The following is a 19,209-nucleotide window of genomic DNA, read 5'->3' as shown; positions in this document are numbered from 1 at the left end:
GAAAGTATGAATTAAATCATGGTATGTAAATCATATGATTTTTTTAGGAGGGAATAACGATGAGTATGAAAACACTGAACGCTGTATTAGGATCAACACCAGAACATTACAATAAATTAGGTCTTAAAAAAGGACAAATAGAAAAATGGGAAGACGGTATGCGTACGGATGGAAGTGAAGGAACTTATGAATGGTGGTACTTCGACGCTCACTTGAATGATGGTTCAAAACTGGTGATTGTATTCTTTACAAAACCATATATTGAAAGTAATAAACCACTTACTCCTTTTGTTACTTTCAATCTTGATCTTTCTGATGGACGTACTATTAAAAAAATCTATCAGACTTCAGAGCAAGACTTTTTCGCCTCTAAAGATCAATGTGAAGTTCGTATTGGACCAAACATCTTCAAAGGCGATTTAAATACCTATCAAATCCATATCGAAATTGATGATGTCTTAGCTGACATCACGATTAAAGGTGCGGTTCCCTCTTGGAGACCAGAAACTGGTCATTGGTTCTATGGAAACGGTGAAGAGAAGTATTTTGCTTGGTTACCATCCGTTCCTTATGGAATCGTAGAAGCAGACATAAAAATAGATAATCATATTCAGCATTATACTGGCACTGGATACCACGATCATAACTGGGGGAATACTCCCATGATGGAGCTTATGAATAACTGGTATTGGGCGCGTGCACAAATTGGGGATTATACAGTGATCGCTTCATTTATTACAGCTGAACAAAAGTACGGATATGAAACATTCCCTATTTTCATGCTGGCTAAAGAGAATGAGATTATCGTTGATAACGAAAGAAACGTTCGTTTCATGGCATGTAATAAGTATGTAGACTCTTTTACTGGAAAACCAGTAGCAAACACAACTGTGTACGACTACAAAGATGATATACACCATTACACCATTACATTTCAACGAGAGAAAAATCTTGTGGTTCACAAATTTATAGATGAATTAACAGGTAAAATAAAAGAATCAGCTATACAGTCCGGCTTTGATGGGGCGTATCTGAGATTCACTGGTGATGTTCAGCTAGAGCGTTTTGAAGGTGATGAAGTGGTGGAAACACTGAACGATAAGGCGATATGGGATCTTATGTATTTTGGGAAAGTTCTCCAGTAACTTGTTTTAAATAAAAAGATCCACAGTTTTCTTTTTAACAACGGTGGATCTTTTTATATTATTCATTTAATGGCCCAAATCTTCAATACTATAGACTATATATTTACCAAACCGGTTTTAAGCTCGATAATAATTTACCTTCATTTGCTTCATAAACTAATTTTGTTAAATCTTCTTTGAGCATTTGCATTCGTTCAGTGCCTATGTTTTCCATCCAGCGCCCTTCAATCTCAGTTAGTATCTCATCTTTTGCTTTCACTGCTAACCAACCTCGTTCAGTCAAAACAATAATTTTCCCTCTCTTATCAGTGGGATGAGTTTTGCGTATTACATAACCACTTTTCTCAAGAGAATCAACCATTTTACTCACGGCTTGCTTTGTAATTCCTAAATATTCGGCTAGTTCTATCCCTGTTGCTCCATCAGGGATGATACGTTTAAACATAAAACCATGTGCAGGTCTAATATCTCCAAAACCTAATTCACTCATTCTGTCATTTAATTCATCAATCAATGTACTAAAGGATAATGACAAAAGTGATGTAAGATCTAATTCACTCAATACTTGATGATTCATACATAAAACCTCCTCAAATAAAGTCAATTAAGTTGACTTTATTTGAAGTCCATTGTACTATGTGCAATATAGTCAATCAAGTTGACTATATTATTTTTGTTATAAAAGAAATGGGATTCTCTAAAAAATCAATACACTATGGAGGTTCGATATGATGCACATTGTTAAAATTAGAGCAAGTGTATTTATTCCAATGTCTTGGACTGAACCAAGGAAGGATATTCAAACGGGAAACGTAATTCAATTTGAAGGTGATTCACGTGAATTTACACCTTATGCTGTAAACACAATGCGTTCCAGAATTGAACAAGAAGTAGTGGTAGATTTTTATAAAAAAGAAATTTTCTCATATGCGAATACTGGCATAACAACAGAAAGAGTCACAACTCCAGATGGTTCCGTTAAGAAAAGAACAGGAAAAGCTAGTACAGACGGTATTTTGTGTACGAATATTGTATGGAGTTCTGATGACGTCAAGTTTCAAATGAGTGCAAGTGCTAGCAACCCATTAAATGTATATGCACCTCCCGTTGACTATCTATTAACTGTACATGTCAAAAAAGATGGTACTGTTGATATTGAAGGTGCACATGATGGATTCCCTTGTTATGAATTTTATAAGCAAGTGAATTTTGGTTCGTTTGAACAAATTTATACACATGATTTCAGAGAAACTGGTGATACACCTGAATCGCTAGCTGGAGAAATGGAGTATAGCTTTAAAAAGATATTGTAAAGTCAACGTGTTGCAACATTGTCATCAAACCAAGATAAAGTCGAATAACAATTACAATGGGATGCTCTCTTTAGTGAGTAAATATATAACAACGTAAGAGCGAGTAACAGGAGGAAACAAGAATGACAACAGTTTTATTTGTAAAAGCAAACAATCGTCCAGCAGACCAAGCAGTGAGTGTGAAATTATATGAGGCTTTTTTAGCAAGTTACAAAGAATCACATCTAAATGATACAGTGGTAGAGCTGGATTTATACAATGAAGAATTGCCATATGTAGGAGTAGATATGATTAACGGTACTTTTAAGGCTAGTAGAGGACTTGATTTAACAGAAAAGGAAGCGGAAGCGGTAGCTGTTGCTGATAAATATTTAGATCAATTCCTTGCAGCTGATAAAGTTGTGTTTGGTTTCCCGTTATGGAATTTAACAATCCCAGCTGTACTGCACACATATATTGATTACTTAAACCGCGCAGGCAAAACATTTAAATATACGCCAGAAGGCCCAGTAGGTCTTATTGGAGATAAGAAAATTGCATTATTAAACGCAAGCGGCGGTGTATATTCTGAAGGACCAGCAGCTGAAATGGAAATGGCTGTTAAATATGTAGCAAGCATGATGGGCTTCTTCGGTGTAAAAGATATGGAGAAAGTAGTAATTGAAGGTCACAACAAATTCCCAGATCAAGCAGAAGAAATTATTGCTGCAGGGCTTGAAAAAGCTGTTAAAGTAGCAAGTACGTTTTAATTAACAAAACACTTGTCACTCAATATGGCAGTACCAACACTTCTATAGCGGTGGTACTGCTTTTTTATTTGTTTATCTTGCTACTTTTGGGCGGTAAGAACATTCTCAATTTATTAAATGATAGAAAGCAGGATTACATTACAATGGAACGTTTATGGACAAAAAATTATATCATGCTGACAATTACAGCATTATTCCTATTTGGTGGTTTTTATTTATTAATGCCAACACTACCGATGTTTATTAAACAATTAGGTGGAAGTGAATCTCAAGTTGGATTTATTATTGGGGTGTTTACAATATCGGCAGTCATTTTACGTCCGATTGTTGGGGGATTGATGGATCGATATGGCAGGCGCGTATTTTTAATAAGCGGACTACTCTTTTTTGCAATGACCATGTATTTTTATGATTGGGTAACAGGAGTTATATTTTTAGTGGTATTACGTATCCTCCATGGAATGAGCTGGGCAATTGCTACAACTGCGAGCGGAACAGCTATAACTGATGTGATTCCACCATCGCGTCGCGGAGAAGGAATGGGATGGTATGGACTGGCATCGACTTTAGGTATGGCTTTAGGACCAATAGTAGGTCTTTGGGTAGTAAAATCATTTTCATTTCATTACCTATTTCTTCTATGCACAGCATTAGCAATTATGGCATTCATACTTGTGTTTGGTGCGAAAATTCCAGCAGTTCAAAATACATCAAAACAACCAATATCATTTTTTGAAAAAACAGTCTTACCAATCGCTATTGTTACATTTTTCCTATCCCTTACTTTTGGTGGCATAACAACATTTTTACCACTGTTTGCAGCAAAGATTCAAGTGAATGCCGGTACCTTTTTCTTAGTGTATGCGATCACACTTATAGTCATTAGACCAATTGCAGGGAAGATATCCGATAAACATGGAGAAGGAGTCATTATTGTTCCTGCACTTTTTACAATGATAGCGGCACTATTAGTTCTAGCAATGACAAAAGGGATTGTTGGACTCGTTATTACTGCTATTTTGTATGGAATTGGATTCGGATCAGCACAACCGGCTCTTCAAGTAGTAACGATACGATTAGCTCCACCAGAGAAAAGAGGTGTAGCGAACGCTACATTCTTTACTGCTTTTGATTTAGGGATTGGTTTAGGCTCTATGATTCTAGGACTTGTTTCACAGCTCATGGGATATCAAATGCTATTTATTGTTTGTGCTGTATCTGGGTTTATTAGTCTGTTACTTTTTATTTTGTTTGTAAAAAAGACATGAAAATAACTTTTTAAATAATGGAAAAAGCGCTATTCTTTTTATAGAAATGTATAAAAAGGATGGCGTTTTTCATGAACGTTTCTATCAAAGGAGTTGAATGAAAAGCAAAATGGAAAGCATATTATTGAAGTATTTGACTAAATTTACAACGCTGAACGAAGAAGAACAACAAGCAATCGTTAAAGATATACTGATTGAAGAATATAAAAAAGGAACAATGCTCCTTAGACAAGGAGATGTTCCTGCTACATGTTATTTCGTATTGAAGGGTTGTGTTAGGCAGTATTCTATAGATGAAACGGGAAAAGAGGTTACATCTAATTTCTACACAGAAGAACAGGCAATTGCGAATTTCAATCATCATAAACAAGACAATTCATCGGCGTATTCTTTAACTTGTGTAGAAGACTGTATATTGGTTGTCGGTGACCTTGATGCGGAAAAGGACATGTATAACAAATATACACAATTAGAAACAATGACACGCAAGATGATTGAGGAAAAACTAGGTGACATGCAAGATGAAATGGCTTCATTTCTTGCATCTACACCTGAAGAGCGCTATAAAGCACTATTACAGAAACGACCTCATTTAGTTGATCGTGTACCTCAACATCAGTTGGCAAGTTATCTTGGTATTACCCCAGAGTCATTAAGTAGAATTAAGAAACGAATCTATGAAAATAATTTTTAGGAAGCCCGGACTTTTCCTCCCTTGAACAGCAACCATATACCAAAGCCCAATTCTCCTGCAATCATCGGCACACTAAATACAAGGTTAAGTATTGAAATGACTCCATCATATTCTGGAAGAAACGTGTTGCACAGGTGAATGACAATGTAGCCTATTGAAGCAAGCAATAATAAGATGCTAATGACTTTTGGTATGCTGTTTGATTTGAAAGCTACATAACCCACAACCATGAGATGCCCACCAAAAATGATTAAACCAATAGACCAAATAGATTGAAATGCTTCCAAAAATAGCATCATTTGTGCTTGAAGTTGATCGGTTTTAAATAATGATAAATAGTCTGTATGTTTCGTGAGAAGCAACGCAAATATTAAATTCAGTATGGCGATTCCCAATATAGTCGCATAAGTAAGACGGAGCCATGCACCTAGCAATGAAAGGTTTTTATGAATGGGCTTTAGGAATATATAGAAAGCCCAGGCGACTACAATGTCACTTATCAGAATGATAATCCAACCAAAGATTTCAGCCTTGAAAAGGATATTTGAAGACATGATGTTGTGAAATGTGGCACTAGCATTGCCTTTCACAACAAGGCTTGCATGGGCAAAGCCATAGGAAAAAAATGAAACAAGTGCCATGATGATAAGTAATATACCAGCAGTCAGAGCGTATTTTCGCTGATCCGATTGCTTTTTTACTATGATAGCCATAAGATAGCCTCCTATATTACATTGTTAATTTTCATTTTAGTGGGAAGGTGATAATTGGTCATTGACTTAAGTCAAGAGTGGAAATTTCATAGATGACCTTTATTCATTAACAATTTAATAGATTGAGAATATAAAATAATATAAATCAATATAAATTGATACTACAAAAAAACAAATAAACAATTCGGGAGTGTTCTATCATGTCATTTGGAATTGATGTCAGTCACTATGAAGGGGTGATTGATTGGAATCAAGTAAAGAATGATCCTAACCAAGTAAATTTTATGTTTGCAAAAGTAACAGAGGGTTCTGAACAAGGTACCAATTATGTCGATCCCACCTTTCAATACAATATAAATGGTGCGAATAATGTTGGCATTCTTACAGGAGCTTACCACTTTTTTCGAGCAATTTCTGTTAATGATGCGAAACAAGAGGCTGCTTTCTTCATTAAAAATTTACAGAGCGTCACATTAACTGCACCTGTATTTGTCGATGTAGAAGCCAATGATGGGAATTTAGATCGGGATACATTAACAGATGCTGTGAATGCATTTTTAACAGAATTAAAAAATGCAGGGTATACAAGTAACGGAGTTTATAGCAATCTATATTTCTTTGAAAATAGTCTAAATTCTTCACGTTTACAAGAGAATACTTTATTGTGGATTGCACGTTATAATGAAAGAGGTCCAGGAATTGACTGTGATATTTGGCAATACACAGATAGTGGAAAAGTACAAGGGATTCATGGTAATGTCGATTGTAATACATCCTATATAGACTTGGATATCAGTAATCATAATGGAAGCAGTAGCACTTATATAGGGGTTGCTACAATCACAGGTGATAATGTGAATGTAAGGGATCAACCTTCTATGAATGGCAATGTGATTCGTCAATTACATCATAATGAGTCGTATAAAGTATTTTATGAACAAAATGGATGGTTAGGTGTAGGGGGAAATGAATTTATTTATTATGATCCTAGTTATATTTGTTATTGTAACTATATAGGGGTTGCTACTATTACAGGTGATAATGTGAATTTAAGGGATCAGCCTTCTATGAATGGCAATGTGATTCGTCAATTACATCATAATGAGTCGTATAAAGTATTTTATGAACAAAATGGATGGTTAGGCGTAGGGAAAGATCAATTCATTTACTACGACCCTAGTTATATAAATTATGAATTACTTTCTATGTGTTCCGATTGTTAAAAAACGGACAAGCTCCAACCAGTGTACGCTAAGTTTGTTGAAATTGCTAGTAATATAATAGGGGGCATACCTCAAATTGAACTGTACCTCGAATCGTGGACACTAAAAAAGTCCATGATTCGGGGTTTTTGTTTCTTTACACTTATCCTCGCGTTTTCGATAGCTATGTTTTTTTATTTTCCTTATAGAATCCTTATAATTGTCATTTATTCTAGACTCACAATAAATGAGGAGGGTGTTTAGGAATGAATGAGATGATTTTAGAAACAAAAAATCTTTGTAAAACATTTCGAAAGCAAAGGGTGGTACAAGACATTTCACTTTCTGTACCGAAATATTCAATCTATGGATTGTTAGGTGCTAATGGGGCAGGGAAATCGACTACTTTGAAAATGATAACAGGCATGCTTACGCCTACTTCCGGTGAGATTTATTTTGATGGTCATAAATGGACGCGTCACGATTTATATTCTATCGGTGCTTTGATTGAGTCCCCTCCGCTTTATGAAAATTTAACAGCAAGAGAAAATTTGCAGGTTCGTACGACTGCTTTAGGTTTGCCTAAAACAAGGATTGATGAAGTATTGCATGTTGTGGAGCTAGAGAATACAGGAAAGAAAAAAGCTGGGAAATTTTCTATGGGAATGAAACAGCGATTGGGAATTGCAATCGCATTGCTTAATCATCCGAAGCTTTTAATATTAGACGAACCAATGAATGGACTTGATCCTTTTGGAATCCAAGAATTAAGAGAACTCATTCTTTCTTTTCCTGGAAAAGGAATTACCGTCATTTTATCCAGTCATATTTTAAGCGAAGTAAGCCAGGTTGCAGATCATGTTGGGATTATATCGAACGGTGTATTGGGGTATCAGGGAGAACTGAATAAGAATACAGATTTGGAAAGCTTATTTGTACAAGTGGCTGGAAACTATAGAAAGGAGGCATAAGAAATGATTCCATATCTTACATCTGAACAAATAAAAATCAGACATACTTTTTTAAATAAACTTATATGGCTATCTCCATTCGCTTCAATGCTGCTTGCTTTTTTATTATCAAAGGATTATTTTCAATTATCTAGCTACAACTGGTGGTACATTTTCATCCTTCCAGGAATGCTTTCTTTAAGTTGTGTACTTCTTACGGAGAAGGATAAAAAATGAATAATCGGGCCATTTTATCTTTACCTGTTTCCTTAAAACGAGTATGGGTTTCTAAAGTATTACTAGTTTTAGGAATTTTGATTTGTTCCTGCATGATTTTTTTCTGTGGAACACAGTTATCTAGTTTACTATTAAATAAAGAGAATTTCCGAATCATTCCTGTGATGAATGCATTATTAGGAAGCGTTGTTTTGATTGTTACTTTTATGTGGCAAATTCCTATATGCTTGTTTTTAGGTAACAAAATAGGTATGTTTCCGACGATTCTATTAAATATAGGGGCAAATGGAGTCTTAGGGATTCTATTTGCAACAAAAGGTATATGGATGATCAATCCATATGCATATCCAAGCAGACTCATGATTCCTATTTTAAAAATACTACCAAATGGTATGTACGCAGAACCAGGAAGTGTAACGTTCACGCCAGAACTTCTTTCCAATCATGTCATACTGCCAGGCGTGGTGCTTTCTGTAGTGCTGTTCCTTTTGTTCACTTATGTGACGACAAAATGGTTTGAAAAGCAGGAGGCAAAATAAAATGGGAGTTTTACCAAGGGTATTAAGAGCTGATTTTCTAAAAATGAAATACACGATTTTTTACTGGTTACATATAGCGATGCCAATCATCGGGATTGTTCTTTTTTTAAGTTATTGTTCCTTTTCAAAACTTGATTCTATTAGTAAGGTTCCAGGTTATATACAAGTATTATCCATGGCTTTTCCGTTGCTAATTAGTGTTGTATGTTCGTCTGTTGTGGAACAGGAAGCGTTGGCAGGGAATTTTAAAGAACTGTTATCAACGGAATATGGAAGGCGGAAAGCATTTATTAGTAAAGTATGTTTCCTGTTAATATGTGGATTTTGTTCTACTTTAGTAGCAGTTGTTGGGTTTGCGGCAGGTTTTCATTTTCTGCTAAGACAGAATGAACTTCCACTTTCTTTCTATTTTGAGATTTCTTTCGTCCTTTTTGGATGTCAGATTTTTATGTATATATTTCATCTGTTCTTGAATTTTCGCTTTAGTAAAGGTGCTTCCATTGGGATTGGAATTATAGAAAGTTTGCTGGCAGCTTTAATGCTTACAGGGCTAGGAGATGGTGTTTGGGAATACATTCCATGTGCATGGAGTATGAGATTGTGTAGTAGTTTTTTTGCATACAGATTAAATCCTGATTCTTTTCATGTGTTACAAGTAGATACTCAAGTGGGAGTAGTTATGTGTATTTGCTTAACAATTATTGTGTTTATTATGTCTCTTATATGGTTTTCCTTTTATGAAGGGCGGAAAGAAATGTAAACACATTTTGTAAAAACAGCATTATAATGGAAATTAGGGGAGGGGGCCTGTATGGCGAAAATATTAGCAATTGATGATGAAGAAGGCATCCTTTATATCATAAAAAGCGCTTTAGAGAAAGAAGGACATGAGGTAACTGCCGTTCGTAATCCTCTTACTATTTCAAAGAACAAATTTTGTCATTATGATTTAATTCTATTAGATGTCATGATGCCGGAAATAGATGGATTTACACTCTGTAAGGAGATTCGGAACTTGGTGGATAGTCCCATTGTGTTTCTCACTGCCAAAACAATGGAAAGGGATCTGATCACAGGCCTTAGTCTTGGTGGAGATGATTATATTACAAAACCTTTTGGAATTGGAGAACTGCGTGCAAGAGTGTCAGCACATGTAAGACGTGAACATAGGGAAAAGCAAAATGCATTTTTTCTGTCAGGTCTTACATTTAATTTATCGTGTAAAGAAATAAGGTATGACGATACAGTTATCCCATTTACAAAAAGCGAGTACGGAATTTGTGAGTATTTAGCTCTGAATCACGGTCAAGTATTTTCAAGAGAAACGATTTATGAAAATGTTTTTGGATATGATGGTGACAGTGATAATCAAGTAATTGTGGAACATATTAAAAATATTCGCTATAAATTATCTAAGTATGGTATGAATCCAATAGAAACAGTGTGGGGAATCGGATATAAATGGAAAAAGTGAAAAAACAAATAAATCTTCGCAAAATTTTTATACGGTATATCTTTGCGTTTTCAATAGGGACGATTGCTTTAGTCGCTTTTCATCTTATCCTGTTCAAGATTGGAGTTAACACAGGGGTAATTCTTCCGGGAAATTATTATGAGAAGCAGATTGAATCGCAAAGAGATGCCATAGTAAAAGCAGAACAGGGCGATGATCGGATTTTAAAACAATATAAATATGTTGTGTATGACCTTTCAGGGAAAATCATTCAAGGGAATATTCATAAAAATGATGCAAGGAAAATATGGAATAACATACAGAACAACAAAATAGGTGACGGAGGATATTACTATGCAGTTATGGAGCGAAATAAAGATGTTTGTGTCGTTTTATATACTTTACATACTACTTATAAAAATCCTTCTTTGCAGAAGTATTTACCAATCCCGGACGTTTGTTTGATTATCCTTTTTATCCTATCATTTGTTGCCGAAGTGCTATTTTTATCTCGTTATTTTGGCAAATCATTGTCAAAGGAAATGCTGATTTTGAAAAAGGTAACTGATAAAATTCAAAAGGAAAATTTAGATTTTCAAGTAGAGCAATCGAAAATAATAGAAGTGAATGAGATATTAGATTCCTTAGTAAAAATGAAAGTTGAACTGAACGATTCCTTACGTAAACAGTGGGAGATGGAAACGAAGAGAAGAGAACAGATTGCTGCTTTAGCACATGACATAAAAACGCCATTAACGATACTGAGAGGGAATGCCGAGCTGTTAAATGAATCCATGCTAGATTCGAATCAGGGGAAATGTAATGAGCATATTTTGAAAAGTGTTGATGAAATGGAAATGTATATGGAATCTTTGCTCGACATTACGAAATCTGAGGAAGGTGCTTCCCTTCAATTTAAGCAAATAGAACTCCAAAACTTTATTCATAATATTATGGAGGAAAGTGCGATTTGTGCTTTGGACAAACGGTTAAATCTAATCACAGAGGTTAAAGACATACCGAAATTTATTTATGCTGATGAGGCTGCTTTGAAAAGAGCAATTATGAATGTGATGATGAATGCAATTGAATATTCTCCAGCAAATGGTGACTTGATGTTTTCAGTTGAAACTACTAATAGTAAGGTCCGGTTCATTGTCGAGGACTCAGGAAGAGGATTTACAAAAGAAGAAATGAATGCAGCTACAGACCAATTTTATAGAGGAGATAAGAGTAGAAATTCAAAAAAACATCATGGAATAGGACTATACATTGCAAAAAATTTTGCAAAAGAGCACGGTGGAAATATTTATTTAAGTAATTCAGAAAAGCTGTGTGGTGCAAAAGTTGTTTTAGAAATATCGATCACATGATCACGCTGATTATAATGCTGTAAGTGGCTGAGTTTTGTCTAGTTCTATTTCATAATAGATGTGATTTTATAGAGAATGTGACCACGGGCTCTTTTGACTACGAGTTTGCAAAAAAACGCATCAGACGTTGATCTGACGCGTTTTTTTTGTATGATCCTGACTGAGTTCGAACCAGAGACCGCTACCCCGTCAAGGTTTAAAAGCTAGGATCATATGTATATCAATTATTTTTATTACGTTTTTAACGAAAAACCACTTCGCATGAATTATTTACTAATTTTATTATAAAAGGGTCATTTCCTGTTGTAAAGTGGCTAAACATTCAAGGGGGTATCTTTTCTCATAATACTATTCCCCATATGTTAATTTCTTATTGAATTTGTTTTGTCAGTTAGGTACTTGCACTTACGATCTAAATTAGGACATAAAAAAGAACGCTATTTCTAGCGTCCTCTTAGTTTTATTTTACAGATACATTTGTGAATGTTGCGTGGTCAGTGTCGAAAGTTTTCGTATCAATAACTCGTAAGCTACCTGATACAGTTTCAGGTGTTCCAGCGTCAGCAAGTTCAGTTGTTTTAGCAACCGCATAACCTTTAGATTTAGGGGCAATATCATCACTCATAGTAATGTCATTAGAACTGAATCCGTTAATAGCCACACTGTCAGCCTGAATTGTTAGTGATTTATCAGTCTTGTTTTCTACCAAGAATTTAACACCGTTACCGTCAGCACTTTTGAAGCTGATTGTAACTTGTTCATTGTCAAATACTACTACTGGTGCTTTCTCAGGTTCTTTCTTAGTTTCTTCCTTTTTAGCTGGTGTAGTTGCTGTTGTTTCAGTTTTCTTCTCGTCAGTTATCTTAGAAGAAGTGTCCTTACTGTCACTTCCGTTACCGCCACCTGATATAGCAATCACTACAATAACAGCTAGTACCCAAAACCACCATTTCTTATAGAATGGTTTTTTAACCTTTTCTTTCATGCTGTCAATCTCCTTTATGTATTCAAGTTGGTTACAACGATATATTACATTATGTTAAAGAAGATTACAAGATAAAGCCTTGTAGTCTATTAAATCTATATTGTTTTAGAATTTTGTATTATCTGTAATAAAACAAAAAAGATTGCAAAGGATTATGACGAGTTTATTTAAATTATGTATTTTTGTTCCCTTAGGGGACGCTTTATAAAGTAGCTGATCCAATAGCCCCAAAAAGGTTTTGAAAAAATGGTGTATATTTAGTAACCACTAGACCGCCCCAAAAAGACCCCTTGCTCTATATATACAAGTATCTAAATATAAAAAATATAAGAAAATACCATTGCACCGGACATCGTCCTCATTAGTATCCTAGCTGATCACCTTCATTACTTGTTCATTGCTTATCTGTTTATTATTGTTTCTTCATTCGTTTGTTTGTTCTTCTTTCGTTGTTCTTTCGTTGTTCTTTCCTTGTCTGTTGTCGTCGTGTTGTCGCCTTGCTGTGGGCGTCACGTTGCCCTTACACTTTTAACTATTATCCTATTCTTAGTACCTCTATATGGGCTATTCTGTTGGATTCTCAGCTTTAACTACAAGTGAACCTTTATTATACAGGTAATCTAATGCGATGCCCTTTTTAATAGCAACTTGTTCTATTAAATTTATTTCTTGATACATAGCATTGGACAAGATTTCCTTTTCTATATTTATATGTATTTGATAGTAAAATTCAGCTAACAATTCTAGTGTCAAACTTTCATATAAGCAAGTAGCCGATTTCATAAAATAAGTCCCCCTTAGTTAGAGAAAATTATAACAAATTTATGGTATCTGTTCCTATTTTACAAAAAATCCCCCTAAAGAAAAGTGTCTTTTAAACGGTCGTTTTATGATCTTTATAGAAACTCTTAAAAAAACCACCCCGCATTTTTGCGAAGTGGTTTCCGTTTAGTCGTACCGGTTTGGTAATGACCATAACATTTTTAATTGTTAAGAAACGTACTCAAACCCTTGATATAACTAACTGTATGATCCTGACTGAGTTCGAACCAGAGACCGCCACTCTGTCAAGGTTAGTGGGATTATAATAGATTGGGTCATAGATAGTTGATATAATGAGATTTTATTTTAAGTGTATTGGATGTTTTTTCGAAAATCTTTTAGCGTATAAAAACATTAAAATGTACATGTTACACCTTTTTAAATTTCTGTTCAATCTTATCATGTACTGATTCGATTTTTTCAGGCAACACAAATAAATATTCGATAAGGACTTCTAATAATTCTGTTAGTAAAGCTACTGCTTCATCATCAATTTCCTGTTTCAATTCAAGCATCCCATAAAAAGGACTTTCCGGATGAACGAGGTTGCCCACATCTTGAATCGGTTTAGTTAAATCGATATATTTTGGCAATTGCTCAAATTGCTGGGAAAGAGATTGTCCATTACTTTTCTCTCCAAGAAAATGTTTGAGGACACTTTCAAGAACTTGTTTTGACAGTACTGCAGTAGCAGAATGATCTTTTGACTGACTGACATTTAAAGTAGAGCGATATGCCCTAACAAGGTCTATAGGAATATGTTTATTGCGTTCGAGCTGATCTAAAGGATCTCTTAAATCCGAAGGACTATAAATATACACATCTACTTCTTTATTTATTCGATCCGGATAATCATTAAGCATAATCACAAATTCTGATGGCTTTTGACATTCAAAACAAAGCCCTTCTGCGAATAATCCTCTTTTTGTAACTTGGTAAAAATTCGTTTTTAACGTAAATTCACTTGATTTACCGCATTGAGGACACTGGCTTCTGACGTTTTTTGGAACCTTTAAATACCCATACTGGGTATGAGATAAAATGGCTCCTGGCAATATTTTTCTCATTTAAACCTCCTAAAAACTCAACCCTAACTCGTAACTTATATAAATATTTCTGGTAACTATTCAGTCACCTCATGAAGATATAAGATGGTTAGAAACATGTACTAAAAAAATATGTTTACTTGTTTTATCACAAGATATAGTGTATGGCATATGTTTGTGCTGTAGGAAAAAAATAGACCGGGATTTCCGCCTATGAAACTCCTAAATGAAAGGTATAGCTGAGTAGTTATTATTTCTGTATTATTGATAATACAAATTTTTTAATTTATACAAAAAGTATAGATTAAAAAATCACAATTACAATCTGTAATATGTGGAAATAATATTTTTTCTTAGTACAGTATCACCATACATACCCATCAAGCTAATATTTTGATACACTCCCATAACGAAAATGTTACCTTTTTACAGTTATTTATGAGAATTTGGATCATTTTTTTCGTTTTGGGGAACAATTAATTTCTTAACTTGCTGGCAATGGGGCGATACTCCAGCAATAACTTTTCGTATCTTTCCAAAGAGGTTGTGAAGTATTGTACTTCAACTATCGGGGGCGTTTCTGCAATTAGCAGAGACGCTTTTTCACTAACGAAGTAGCAAAGCATTTCGACATGCCGTTTAGCATCACTAATTTAAATAAGTCACCTAAACCATATAAGAGGGAGAACTAACTCTGCTACCTTTTTATAATTAATGCCGCCAAACTGCCATCAATTCATCTGTATTACTCCAAAAAAATATTCCTGTAATACAAAGAAACCCCTTTGATAATCAAAAGGTTTCCATACACTGTTATAATGATCCCGACTGAGTTCGAACCAGCGACCGCCTCCTGTCAAGAGCGATAGTTTTTCAAGGCTATAACAGATTAGAAAGGGAAAAGCTGATATATTAATGCTTTATTAAAAGTATAAAGTTGTAAACTTGTTTAAAGTGGTGAAGGAATCTCTGTTTAGGCTGTAGCGGGATAAGCAAAATACAATTGCATTCTTCTAAACAGGGAAAATAGTAACAGTAGTTTCCTTGAATAAGTATGTTTCCATTTATGAAAAATTATGCTGTAATAGTGATAGAACAATATTTTATCCTGTTCTAAGTAGTCAAAGAAGTGAGGAATTGAGATTGAAAAAGTTTAAGAAGTTTTATTTAGAGATTACGAGTGTATGTAACCTCGCATGTAGCTTTTGTCCGCCAACAGAACGGCAGAAGCAATTTCTTTCTGTGGAGGATTTTTCAAAACGATTAGATCAAATTAAGCCTCACACAGACTATATTTATTTACATGTAAAAGGTGAGCCTTTGCTTCACCCTAAAATAGACCAGTTGTTAGACTTATGTCATGAAAAAGGGTTTAAAGTTAATATTACAACGAACGGAACATTGATTAATAAAAAGAGGGACAAATTATTAAATAAGCCTGCACTTAGACAGATGAATTTTTCGCTTCATAGCTTTGATGGCCACGAAGGTTCTAAAGATAAGGAAGGATATGTGCGAAGTATACTTTCTTTTATTAAAGAAGCAACGAGCCAATCAGATTTGATTGTTTCGCTCAGACTATGGAACTTAACGCAAGACAATAAGACAAATATTGAAATACAACGAAACAGACAATTGCTGGAAATCATTGAGAAAGAATTTGATTTACCATACAAAATTGAAGAGAAGGTCACACCAGGAAGTGGCGTGAAAATTGCGGATCGCATCTTCATCAATCAAGATTACGAATTCCAGTGGCCTGCACTGTATGAAGAAGAGGATGATGGAAAGGGCTTCTGTTATGGCCTTCGAAATCAAGCAGGTATTTTAGCAAACGGAACTGTTATTCCTTGTTGTTTAGATGGTGAGGGCATTATCAACCTTGGTAATATTAATGATGCTTCATTTTCTGATATTATCGAAGGGGAGCGAGCAAACAACCTTGTAGATGGGTTTTCCCGAAGAGAAGCAGTAGAGGAACTATGTAGAAAATGCGGATATCGCAAAAGATTTGGGAAATAGATAGGAAAACGAGTGCCACGCAAAACGTGTACAGTAAAAAAAGATGGACCAAAACAGTTTCTTACTGTTTTGGTCCATCTTTTTTACCATTCCTTTGGCTCATAGTTCAAGTCTTGGAATAATCGATTGCGCTCTTTTTTAGATAAGTCTCTCCATTGTCCAACGGGTAGATTACCTAAATGAATATTCATAATTCGAGTTCGCTGTAGTCTATAAACATCGTATCCAAGCGCTTCACACATGCGACGAATTTGACGATTTAGTCCTTGTGTTAAAGTGATTTGAAAAACATATTTAGAAAGTTGTTCCATCTTACAAGGCAGCGTTTTCGTACCTAAAATTTTTACACCTTCAGCCATTCGTTTTAAAAATTCAGGAGTAATCGGCTTGTCTACTGTAACAATGTATTCTTTCTCATGCTTATTTTCAGCACGTAAAATTTCATTGACTATATCACCGTCATTCGTAAGGAGTATTAAGCCATCTGAATCTTTATCTAGTCGCCCGATATTAAAAATTCTTAATGGATGATTGACTAAATCAACAATATTACCCTTAACATTTTTTTCTGTTGTACTCGTAATACCAACGGGTTTATTTAAGGCAATATAAACATAATTGCTTGCCATCCGTATTTGGTTACCGTTTACACGAACATCATCCCCGGGCTCGACTTGGCTGCCTATTTTCGCAACCTTTCCATTTATCGTGACTCTTCCTTCATTGACTAATTTATCTGCACCGCGTCTAGATGCTTTTCCAGATTCACTAATGTACTTATTAATACGCATGTTAAACACAACCTTAAGTAGAGAGTTAATAGTATAAGAATATTGGATTCACATTTGATTTTCAAGTGGGCAAGCATAACGAATTACAGAATAGCGGAAAAAACAACAAAAATATATTGAATGTGTTTCTGTTGAGAGACAACTCCCTTCAGAAAAAGATGTGTTAGATTTTGTAGGCATATGTGCTGAAAATGACGTATACTTATTAATGCTCTATGTTGATGCATTTTTTGAAGACTTCTTTAATCTGAAAACAGGACTAGCAGGAATGATGTTGCAAAAATTCATAAACTATCATATAAGAGTTGCCTTTAGTAAAATGAAAGAGAAAAATGGAATGATGCATATGGTATTCATACAATGGTGAAAAATACATAAAAGAATATATAACAAAATGAGGTTAGTACATGAGTCCACAAAGTTTTAACAATTACGCATTGAGTAAAGAAATTGTAAGAGCACTTGCTAGCTTACAATATGAAAAGCCAACAGAAGTGCAAGAGAAAGTCATCCCAATTGCATTAGAAAAGAAAGATCTTGTTGTAAAATCACAAACAGGAAGCGGTAAGACAGCTTCTTTTGGGATTCCGCTTTGTGAAATGGTTGAGTGGGAAGAAAATAAACCTCAGGCGTTAATCCTTACACCAACAAGGGAACTTGCTGTGCAGGTAAAAGAAGATATTACGAATATAGGAAGATTTAAGCGTATTAAAGCAACTGCGGTTTACGGAAAATCTCCATTTGCGCGTCAAAAATTAGAACTAAAGCAAAAGACACATATTGTTGTCGGCACTCCTGGACGTGTATTAGATCATATTGAAAAAGGGACTTTCTCGTTAGAGTGTTTGAAGTATTTGGTGATTGATGAGGCAGATGAAATGTTAAATATGGGCTTTATTGATCAAGTAGAAGCAATTATTGACGAACTACCTACGAACCGAATGACGATGCTATTTTCTGCGACATTACCAGAAGATGTTGAAAATTTGTCTCGTACATATATGGAATCACCAATCAACATCGAGATTAAAGCATCTGGTATTACGACAGATAACATTGAACATAGTCTTTTAGAAGTGAGGGAAGAAGAGAAGTTCTCTCTTCTGAAAGATATAACAACTATTGAAAATCCAGATAGTTGCATTATTTTCTGCCGTACGCAAGAAAATGTAGATGATGTATTTAGACAGCTAAAACGTTCTGGCTATCCTTGTGATAAAATTCATGGTGGCATGGTGCAAGAAGATCGGTTTGCAGTAATGAATGACTTTAAAAAAGGGAAATTCCGTTATTTAGTAGCGACAGATGTAGCAGCACGAGGAATTGATATTGAGAATATTACCCACGTCATCAATTATGATATTCCATTAGAAAAAGAAAGTTACGTACACCGCACAGGAAGAACAGGACGTGCTGGTAATAGCGGAAAAGCAATTACATTTGTCACTCCGTATGAAGAGAGATTTCTAGCAGAAATCGAAGAGTATATCGGTTTTGAAATTTTAAAAATATATGCACCTTTAAAAGAAGAAGTTACAAAAAGAAAGGCGGCATTTGAAGAAAAAATAAATGCTAAGCCAATTATTAAAAAAGATAAAAGTGCTAGTCTAAATAAGGGAATCATGAAGCTTTACTTTAATGGTGGGAAGAAAAAGAAAATCCGAGCAGTGGATTTTGTTGGTACAATTGCCAAAATTCCAGGTGTTACAGCGGATGATATAGGGATTATTACGATACAAGATAATGTTTCTTATGTTGAAATATTAAACGGAAAAGGACCACTTGTTTTAAAAGTAATGAAAAACACAACGATAAAAGGGAAGCAGTTAAAAGTTCATGAGGCAATTAAATAGAAGGTGAACTGTACCCCGAATCATGGACACTAAAAAAGAAGGCTCCGGTAGAAT

Annotated in this window: 18 protein-coding genes and 2 pseudogenes; 14 read left to right on the top strand and 6 right to left on the bottom strand. The window is 34.8% G+C overall.

Annotation, left to right across the window (positions count from 1 at the left end):
* The first annotated feature begins 59 nt into the window (after positions 1-59).
* Positions 60-1,145, top strand: a complete 1,086-nt coding sequence (locus WAX78_RS19420; protein WP_336483646.1) for a hypothetical protein — start codon at positions 60-62, stop codon at positions 1,143-1,145.
* Between the two features lie 103 nt (positions 1,146-1,248).
* Here WAX78_RS19420 and WAX78_RS19415 read toward each other — a convergent pair whose 3' ends face one another.
* Positions 1,249-1,722: a MarR family winged helix-turn-helix transcriptional regulator gene (locus WAX78_RS19415; RefSeq protein ID WP_336483645.1), complete on the bottom strand. Its 474-nt coding sequence runs from the start codon at positions 1,720-1,722 to the stop codon at positions 1,249-1,251.
* 151 nt (positions 1,723-1,873) lie between these two features.
* Between WAX78_RS19415 and WAX78_RS19410 the strand changes: the two genes are divergently transcribed.
* The 4 genes from WAX78_RS19410 (at position 1,874) to WAX78_RS19395 (ending at position 5,169) form a co-directional block, all read left to right on the top strand.
* On the top strand, positions 1,874-2,458 hold the full coding sequence (locus WAX78_RS19410) for a DUF3238 domain-containing protein (RefSeq protein WP_336483644.1): 585 nt from the start codon (positions 1,874-1,876) through the stop codon (positions 2,456-2,458).
* 122 nt (positions 2,459-2,580) lie between these two features.
* Positions 2,581-3,207, top strand: a complete 627-nt coding sequence (locus WAX78_RS19405; protein ID WP_336483643.1) for an FMN-dependent NADH-azoreductase — start codon at positions 2,581-2,583, stop codon at positions 3,205-3,207.
* Positions 3,208-3,350: 143 nt separating this feature from the next.
* Positions 3,351-4,475, top strand: coding sequence for an MFS transporter (locus WAX78_RS19400; protein WP_336483642.1), 1,125 nt, complete (start codon positions 3,351-3,353; stop codon positions 4,473-4,475).
* A gap of 109 nt (positions 4,476-4,584) precedes the next feature.
* Entirely contained in the window at positions 4,585-5,169 is a 585-nt protein-coding gene (locus tag WAX78_RS19395; RefSeq protein ID WP_336483641.1) for a Crp/Fnr family transcriptional regulator, read from the top strand.
* Here the strand turns inward: WAX78_RS19395 and WAX78_RS19390 are convergent.
* Positions 5,166-5,882: a DUF4386 domain-containing protein gene (locus WAX78_RS19390; protein WP_336483640.1), complete on the bottom strand. Its 717-nt coding sequence runs from the start codon at positions 5,880-5,882 to the stop codon at positions 5,166-5,168. The two genes, WAX78_RS19395 and WAX78_RS19390, sit on opposite strands and share 4 nt — an antisense overlap.
* 200 nt (positions 5,883-6,082) lie before the next feature.
* Between WAX78_RS19390 and WAX78_RS19385 the strand changes: the two genes are divergently transcribed.
* The 6 genes and pseudogenes from WAX78_RS19385 to WAX78_RS19360 all read left to right on the top strand — a co-directional run bounded on the left by WAX78_RS19385 (position 6,083) and on the right by WAX78_RS19360 (position 11,636).
* A complete protein-coding gene (locus WAX78_RS19385) occupies positions 6,083-7,105 on the top strand; it encodes a GH25 family lysozyme (RefSeq protein WP_336483639.1) in 1,023 nt (340 codons plus the stop codon).
* A 245-nt stretch (positions 7,106-7,350) separates the two neighbouring features.
* A complete protein-coding gene (locus WAX78_RS19380; protein ID WP_336483638.1) occupies positions 7,351-8,055 on the top strand; it encodes a lantibiotic protection ABC transporter ATP-binding protein in 705 nt (234 codons plus the stop codon).
* Between the two features lie 3 nt (positions 8,056-8,058).
* Positions 8,059-8,810, top strand: a pseudogene (locus tag WAX78_RS19375) (lantibiotic immunity ABC transporter MutE/EpiE family permease subunit).
* A 1-nt stretch (position 8,811) separates the two neighbouring features.
* Positions 8,812-9,570, top strand: coding sequence for a lantibiotic immunity ABC transporter MutG family permease subunit (locus WAX78_RS19370; RefSeq protein ID WP_336483637.1), 759 nt, complete (start codon positions 8,812-8,814; stop codon positions 9,568-9,570).
* A 51-nt stretch (positions 9,571-9,621) separates the two neighbouring features.
* A complete protein-coding gene (locus WAX78_RS19365) occupies positions 9,622-10,284 on the top strand; it encodes a response regulator transcription factor (protein ID WP_336483636.1) in 663 nt (220 codons plus the stop codon).
* Positions 10,272-11,636 (top strand): sensor histidine kinase, encoded by a 1,365-nt coding sequence (locus WAX78_RS19360; RefSeq protein ID WP_336483635.1) that lies wholly within the window; start codon positions 10,272-10,274, stop codon positions 11,634-11,636. The genes WAX78_RS19365 and WAX78_RS19360 overlap by 13 nt, the downstream gene beginning before the upstream one ends.
* 460 nt (positions 11,637-12,096) lie before the next feature.
* Here WAX78_RS19360 and WAX78_RS19355 read toward each other — a convergent pair whose 3' ends face one another.
* The 3 genes from WAX78_RS19355 to WAX78_RS19345 all read right to left on the bottom strand — a co-directional run bounded on the left by WAX78_RS19355 (position 12,097) and on the right by WAX78_RS19345 (position 14,510).
* Positions 12,097-12,621 carry a hypothetical protein gene (locus WAX78_RS19355; protein WP_336483634.1) on the bottom strand — a complete coding sequence of 175 codons (525 nt, stop codon included), beginning with the start codon at positions 12,619-12,621 and terminating at the stop codon, positions 12,097-12,099.
* A gap of 564 nt (positions 12,622-13,185) precedes the next feature.
* Positions 13,186-13,404: a hypothetical protein gene (locus WAX78_RS19350; RefSeq protein ID WP_336483633.1), complete on the bottom strand. Its 219-nt coding sequence runs from the start codon at positions 13,402-13,404 to the stop codon at positions 13,186-13,188.
* A gap of 407 nt (positions 13,405-13,811) precedes the next feature.
* Positions 13,812-14,510, bottom strand: a complete 699-nt coding sequence (locus tag WAX78_RS19345) for a hypothetical protein (protein ID WP_336483632.1) — start codon at positions 14,508-14,510, stop codon at positions 13,812-13,814.
* A 1,122-nt stretch (positions 14,511-15,632) separates the two neighbouring features.
* Between WAX78_RS19345 and WAX78_RS19340 the strand changes: the two genes are divergently transcribed.
* Positions 15,633-16,511, top strand: coding sequence for a radical SAM/SPASM domain-containing protein (locus WAX78_RS19340; RefSeq protein WP_336483631.1), 879 nt, complete (start codon positions 15,633-15,635; stop codon positions 16,509-16,511).
* 83 nt (positions 16,512-16,594) lie between these two features.
* Here WAX78_RS19340 and rluF read toward each other — a convergent pair whose 3' ends face one another.
* Positions 16,595-17,311: a 23S rRNA pseudouridine(2604) synthase RluF gene (rluF, locus tag WAX78_RS19335; protein WP_336483630.1), complete on the bottom strand. Its 717-nt coding sequence runs from the start codon at positions 17,309-17,311 to the stop codon at positions 16,595-16,597.
* Positions 17,312-17,414: 103 nt separating this feature from the next.
* Here rluF and WAX78_RS19330 point away from each other — a divergent pair.
* Positions 17,415-17,669: pseudogene (locus WAX78_RS19330) on the top strand (DUF4180 domain-containing protein); the annotation flags it as partial.
* A gap of 40 nt (positions 17,670-17,709) precedes the next feature.
* Positions 17,710-19,155: a DEAD/DEAH box helicase gene (locus WAX78_RS19325; RefSeq protein WP_336483628.1), complete on the top strand. Its 1,446-nt coding sequence runs from the start codon at positions 17,710-17,712 to the stop codon at positions 19,153-19,155.
* The last annotated feature ends 54 nt before the right edge of the window (positions 19,156-19,209 follow it).

It is taken from the genome of Bacillus yunxiaonensis, assembly GCF_037104695.1.
Classification (GTDB): domain Bacteria; phylum Bacillota; class Bacilli; order Bacillales; family Bacillaceae_G; genus Bacillus_A; species Bacillus_A yunxiaonensis.
This window is presented reverse-complemented; position numbering and strand designations above follow the sequence as displayed.

Coding starts and splice junctions, on each gene's coding strand:
- WAX78_RS19420 (WP_336483646.1), top strand. CDS start 60: ATGAGTATGAAAACACTGAACGCTGTATTAGGATCAACACCAGAACAT.
- WAX78_RS19415 (WP_336483645.1), bottom strand. CDS start 1,722: ATGAATCATCAAGTATTGAGTGAATTAGATCTTACATCACTTTTGTCA.
- WAX78_RS19410 (WP_336483644.1), top strand. CDS start 1,874: ATGATGCACATTGTTAAAATTAGAGCAAGTGTATTTATTCCAATGTCT.
- WAX78_RS19405 (WP_336483643.1), top strand. CDS start 2,581: ATGACAACAGTTTTATTTGTAAAAGCAAACAATCGTCCAGCAGACCAA.
- WAX78_RS19400 (WP_336483642.1), top strand. CDS start 3,351: ATGGAACGTTTATGGACAAAAAATTATATCATGCTGACAATTACAGCA.
- WAX78_RS19395 (WP_336483641.1), top strand. CDS start 4,585: ATGGAAAGCATATTATTGAAGTATTTGACTAAATTTACAACGCTGAAC.
- WAX78_RS19390 (WP_336483640.1), bottom strand. CDS start 5,882: ATGGCTATCATAGTAAAAAAGCAATCGGATCAGCGAAAATACGCTCTG.
- WAX78_RS19385 (WP_336483639.1), top strand. CDS start 6,083: ATGTCATTTGGAATTGATGTCAGTCACTATGAAGGGGTGATTGATTGG.
- WAX78_RS19380 (WP_336483638.1), top strand. CDS start 7,351: ATGAATGAGATGATTTTAGAAACAAAAAATCTTTGTAAAACATTTCGA.
- WAX78_RS19370 (WP_336483637.1), top strand. CDS start 8,812: ATGGGAGTTTTACCAAGGGTATTAAGAGCTGATTTTCTAAAAATGAAA.
- WAX78_RS19365 (WP_336483636.1), top strand. CDS start 9,622: ATGGCGAAAATATTAGCAATTGATGATGAAGAAGGCATCCTTTATATC.
- WAX78_RS19360 (WP_336483635.1), top strand. CDS start 10,272: ATGGAAAAAGTGAAAAAACAAATAAATCTTCGCAAAATTTTTATACGG.
- WAX78_RS19355 (WP_336483634.1), bottom strand. CDS start 12,621: ATGAAAGAAAAGGTTAAAAAACCATTCTATAAGAAATGGTGGTTTTGG.
- WAX78_RS19350 (WP_336483633.1), bottom strand. CDS start 13,404: ATGAAATCGGCTACTTGCTTATATGAAAGTTTGACACTAGAATTGTTA.
- WAX78_RS19345 (WP_336483632.1), bottom strand. CDS start 14,510: ATGAGAAAAATATTGCCAGGAGCCATTTTATCTCATACCCAGTATGGG.
- WAX78_RS19325 (WP_336483628.1), top strand. CDS start 17,710: ATGAGTCCACAAAGTTTTAACAATTACGCATTGAGTAAAGAAATTGTA.